Annotated in this window: 3 protein-coding genes; all 3 read right to left on the reverse strand. The window is 66.9% G+C overall.

The window, feature by feature from the left end; genetic code table 11:
• Window positions 1–427: 427 nt before the first annotated feature.
• Window positions 428–1234 carry a TIM barrel protein gene (locus tag HK417_RS24015; RefSeq protein WP_308123825.1) on the reverse strand — a complete coding sequence of 269 codons (807 nt, stop codon included), beginning with the start codon at window positions 1232–1234 and terminating at the stop codon, window positions 428–430.
• Complete coding sequence (locus HK417_RS24020; protein ID WP_308123826.1) at window positions 1231–2295, reverse strand: Gfo/Idh/MocA family oxidoreductase; 1065 nt, start codon at window positions 2293–2295, stop codon at window positions 1231–1233. Before HK417_RS24020 ends, HK417_RS24015 begins: the two co-directional genes overlap by 4 nt.
• A 382-nt stretch (window positions 2296–2677) precedes the next feature.
• The gene (locus HK417_RS24025) at window positions 2678–4111 is read right to left on the reverse strand and encodes a sugar porter family MFS transporter (protein ID WP_222273094.1); all 1434 of its coding nucleotides are present in this window, start codon (window positions 4109–4111) and stop codon (window positions 2678–2680) included.
• Window positions 4112–4995 lie beyond the last annotated feature (884 nt).

The following is a 4995-nucleotide window of genomic DNA, read 5'->3' on the forward strand; positions in this document are numbered from 1 at the left end:
CGCCACCTGACCCCAACCTGATCGCGGTGCCGGACGGGCGGCGGACTTCGTCCGCCCGCGCTGACGCGCGCTGCAACACACCTATTCACGGGTCTGTGACTGAGCACAGGTATGCGCCTGATCTCCTTCCCCGAAGGAGACCGGGCTTGCTGGAAGCTCGCACGCATGAGGTCAGTGCACCCGCACTCGATGACGCCGATCTGCGGGGCGGTGGTCAAACTTGGTTGGCCGGGCCTAAGGGTCGTGGAGCAGCCGGTAGACCGTGGCCACGGGAGACGGTCTGGTGAGCGAGGGCGGACACGGTGCTCGCCTCCGGTGGTGGTCAGTGCCAGCAGGATCGCTGCGGTCTCGCTGCTGACCTTCAAAACCGCCTGACGTGAGTCGCCCGCCGCCACCTGATCTCGATCCGTCCGTGCGGCAAGGCCGTTTAGCGGGACACGGTGAAGGCGCCGCGGAAGCGGTCGAGCGCTGTCTCGGGTTCGTCGGCGGCCCAGCCTTCGAGGCCAACGACCCCGGTGTAGCCGAGCCGGTCCAGCGCGGCGGCCACGGCCGGGTAGGAGATTTCGCCGGTGCCCGGCTCGCAGCGGCCGGGCACGTCGGCGACCTGGATCTCCCCGACGTAGGGCAGGGCCCGTTCGATGAGCTGGACGAGGTTCCCCTCGCCAATCTGGGCGTGGTAGAGGTCTAGGTTCAACCGCAGGTGCGGGTTATCAACGGCCTCGATCAGGGCGAGGGTGTCGGCGGCCTTCGCGAACGGAGTTCCGGGGTGGTCGACGGCGGTGTTGAGGTTCTCCAGGGTGAACACCCGCCCGGCCCGCTCCCCCAGCTCCGCGAGCCGAGTCAGGGTCTTCGCTGCGGTCAGCCACATGTTCGGGGTCACCGCTGCGCTGGGGATAACCGGTAGGCCCTTGTCGTCCAGGCCGGTACCGTGCACGTTCAGCCGCGGGCAGTCCAGCTCCTCGGCCACGCGCAACGACTGCTCAGCGGTCCGCAGCAGCTCCGCGGCGCCGTCCAGGTCGGCCAGCGTCCCGGTGATGTAGCCGGTCATCGACGAGAAGGTCGCTCCGGTCTTGGCCAGGGCAGCGATGTCCTTCTTCGTCCAGTCCCAGATCTCGACCTCGAAGCCGGCGTCGGCGATCCGCCGGACCCGGTCCTCGAACGGCAGGTCCACGAACACCATCTCGGCGGAGACGGCAAGCCGGTAGGAGCTGCCGGTGTCGACCGGTTCGGTCACTTGTCCACCTCCGCGATGCGCACCGGGCGGCCGGCCCGCACCGATTCCGCGGCGGCCAGAGCGATCGCCAGCGCGGCCCGGGCATCCTCCCCACCCACCACGGCCGGCGTGCCGCCGCGAACAGCGTCGACGAACGCGGCCAGCTCAGCGACGTACGCGCCGGCCAGCAGCTCCTGGTCGCCCCGCGCGGTATCCACCGTCCGACCGGCCGGCCCGGAGAACATCATGCCGGTGCGGCGCCCGTCACCCATGGTGGCCATCCCACCTGAGCCGAACACCTCACCGCGCACGTCGTAGCCGTACTTGGCCTCGAAGCAGGCCTCCGCGACCCCAACCGCGCCGTTGTCGAACCTCACCGTGACCACAGCAGTGTCGAGCAGCCCGCGGTCCCGCCAGTCGGGCTCGACCAGCGCGTCCGCGATCGCGTACACCTCGACCGCCTCCGCGCCCGGGTTGAGAAACCGTAGCGCGTCGAAGTCGTGGATCAACGTCTCGTTGAAGATCGTGCCCGGAGCCACCCGGGACGGGTCGAACCCACCCGGGTCGCGGGTCACCGACCGCAGCAATCGCGGCGTCCCCAATGTCCCGTCGTCCAGCAGCGCCCGCGCCGCGACCCAGTCCGGCGCGAATCGGCGATTGAACCCGACCTGCAGCGGAACGCCCGCCGCCCGCACTGCGTCGATTGCCCGATCCAGGTCGGCCAGCGACAGCGCCGCGGGCTTCTCGCAGAACACCGCCCTCCCCGCCCCGGCCGCGGCCACGATCAGCTCGGCGTGGAACTGGGCCGGCGCCGCGATCACCACCGCCTCCACCCCCGAGTCCGCGAAGGCCTGAGTCGGATCGGTGTATGCCGAACCCACCCCCAACGCCGCGGCCAGCTGCTCCGCCGCACCCGGAGCCGGATCCACCACCGCCGCCAACCGCGCCCCCGGCAGCCGCTGCGCTAGCGTGGCACCGTGATAAGTGCCCATCCGGCCAGACCCGATCAGGGCCACCCCAACGGGCCGACTCGCCTCGGTCCTACTCAAGTCTTTCCTCCTCGGAACTGAAACACTATTCACAACCTAATCAAAACTCGGGCAGAGGAACGTTCGCCGTCACCCGCACCAGCGTGTAGTTGCCGTTCAGGTCGGGAGGTGGCCATGTGGTCCTCCTCGGTATTGCTCGTTGTAGGGGTTGGCCGGGTGGGTCGGGCCGCAGGACTTCGCAAGACAGGCCTACTGCTGTTTCCGTGGATCGATTTCATGATCGGCAGATCCTGCTGCGGTGGGGTGGCGAGTGCGCCATCGCGCACTGACGCCGCAGCGCCCTTGACCTGGAAGGGACGGCCCCGCACGATGCGCAGCGCCGCTCAAGGCACCCAGGGAAACGACACAAGCGCCCTAATCAGCTCCTAGCGCAAGAGGCTGCACCGATCCCGTGCGGCCCCTCCGCCCGCACCCGCTAGTGCACGCGGCTCGCCTTTCTGAAGTTGTAGATCGCGCCGGTCTCGACGTCCTCCTCCAGCGACTCGAGCGAGCGGCCGCGGGTCTCCGGCACCTGCGTAATAACGAAGATGAGCGCGACCACACCGATGCCCGCAAACAAGAAGAACACCCCGGTGATCCCGATTCCCTCGACGAGCGCCGGGAAGAACAGGGCGAGCACCGCGTTCATGCTCCATCCGAAAAACACCGCGACGCCGATCCCCAGGCCGCGCATGTGCAGCGGGAAAATCTCTGCCAGCCACACCCACACGGCGACGTTGAGGAAGGTCTGCATCGAGAAGACGAAGGCCACGACGAGAAACAGGAGGACATACGGTCGCAGCGAATTCCCGACCGGCAGCAGCATTGATGCGATTCCAATGAGGCAATGGCAGGTCGTGGTCAGTGACAGACCAATGATGAAGGTCTTACGCCGATCGAGTCTGTCCATGTTGTAGAGGGCGATGATGCCACCGACCACGGCGGCCACGCCCGCCGAGATGTTGGCGACGAGCGCTGCGTCGGCCGTGAATCCTGCCTCGATCAGCACCCGCTGGCCGTAGTACATGATCGAGTTGATTCCAGTGAGCTGCTGCATCATGGAGACCCCGATGCCGACAAGGAGGATCCGGATCAGCCACTTGCTCCTCCGGATCGCGCCGAGGCCGGTCCAGTGTTCTTCGTGCTCCTCCACGACGACGCGCTCCACCTGCTCCCACTCGGCGACGGCCCGATCCTCGGAGCGCACGGTCTTCAGCACGGTCAGCGCCTCATCCTCGCGGCCCTTCTCGACGAGCCAGCGCGGCGACTCGGGCATCCGCAGCATGCCGAAGAACAGCGCGATGGCAGGGAGCGCGCAGACCGCGAACATGATGCGCCAGATGCCTACCACGTTGCCGAAGACGTTGCCGATGATCGCGTTGACCACGAACGCCGAGAGCTGGCCGGTCACGATCGCCAGCTCGTTGCGCCCGGTGATCGATCCTCTGATCTCGTAGGGCGCCAGCTCGGCGAGGTAGACCGGCACCACCGTCGATGCACCGCCGACCGCGAGCCCGAGCAGGATCCGGCCGGTCACCAGGAGCCCGAAGCCCGGTGAGAACACGACGAACAGCGTGCCGACGAAGAACAGCACCGCCAGCAGGATGATCGTCTTGCGACGCCCCCAGGCGTCGGAGATCTGCCCGCCGACCAGCGCGCCCACCGCGGCGGCGAAGATCAGCGAGCTGATGACGACGCCGAGCGACAAGTCACTCAGCCCGAGCTCGGCCTGCATCGGGCGCTCCGCGCCGTTGCTCACGCCGGTGTCGTAGCCGAAGAGCAGGCCGCCGAAGCAGGCAATGATCGAGATGAGGCCGAGCCGCTTGCGGTGCGGACCGAAACCGAGTGGTGGAAGCGCGGACTCAGCCATGCTCGCCGAATGCACCATTGGAGGACTCCTTCGTCTTTAGCCGCTGGCCGTCCCGCAACCGACACTTACTACCGGTGTGTATGTATGGCGGAAACAAGTCCTTCGACGGTTCGCACTGAGACACCGAGCTGCTCGGCGGCCTCGCTGGCAACCAGTAGCCGTCCGCCATCCGGTATCGTGCGGGTGCGGCTCCTGGGTCGTCCACCCATGTCGCTGGCAGGCACATCCTGACGCAGTTCGTCGACCGAGGGTGGGAGCCGCAGACTCGACTGGCGCTGAGGGGTAGCCGCAGTCCTAGCGGGGGCCTGCTGCACACAGCCCGAAATGCGCGATGATCAGCGAAGAGAACCTGACCCAGATGTTGAGCGTGCGCGACCGTTGGATCACGGAGATCCGGTTCGCCAACATCACGACCGATGCAAACCCCGGCACGACTATTCCGCAACCCCCGATTGTTGCCGCTCTCGATCCCACAACTACACCGCGCTGGGGGTTCGACTAGCGAGTGGTCTAACCAAAGCCGACGCAGACAATAAAATAGTGAAATGACGCGACAATAAAATGGAGTCACACCGACTTCGTCAACATAAGTCAACCGACGGCGTGGATGGCTCGTGCGTCCTACACCGAAAGATGTCGCAGCCGGGCAGTAGGTCAGGACCTCAGCAAGGTCGGTTGGTGCGGCGTTCGGCGATCGACACGTAGGAGCGGGCGGCTGGGGATTCGGGCGGCGGGCGCCGAGTGGTCCACCAATCCGCCGGATTTGGCGCGGAAAGCACGGCGGCCATCCAGCGGTCCCGAGCTCGGCACTAGCCCGGATCTTTCACGAGCATGATCATCGGACTGGTCGTCGGGGTTCTTGTCCCGCGTGGGCGTGAGATTGG

The organism is Modestobacter marinus (assembly GCF_019799945.1).
Taxonomy (GTDB): domain Bacteria; phylum Actinomycetota; class Actinomycetes; order Mycobacteriales; family Geodermatophilaceae; genus Modestobacter; species Modestobacter marinus_B.

Bases quoted from the DNA above. Each gene is read 5' to 3' on its own strand.
- HK417_RS24025 (WP_222273094.1), bottom strand. From the start codon at position 4,111: ATGGCTGAGTCCGCGCTTCCACCACTCGGTTTCGGTCCGCACCGCAAG.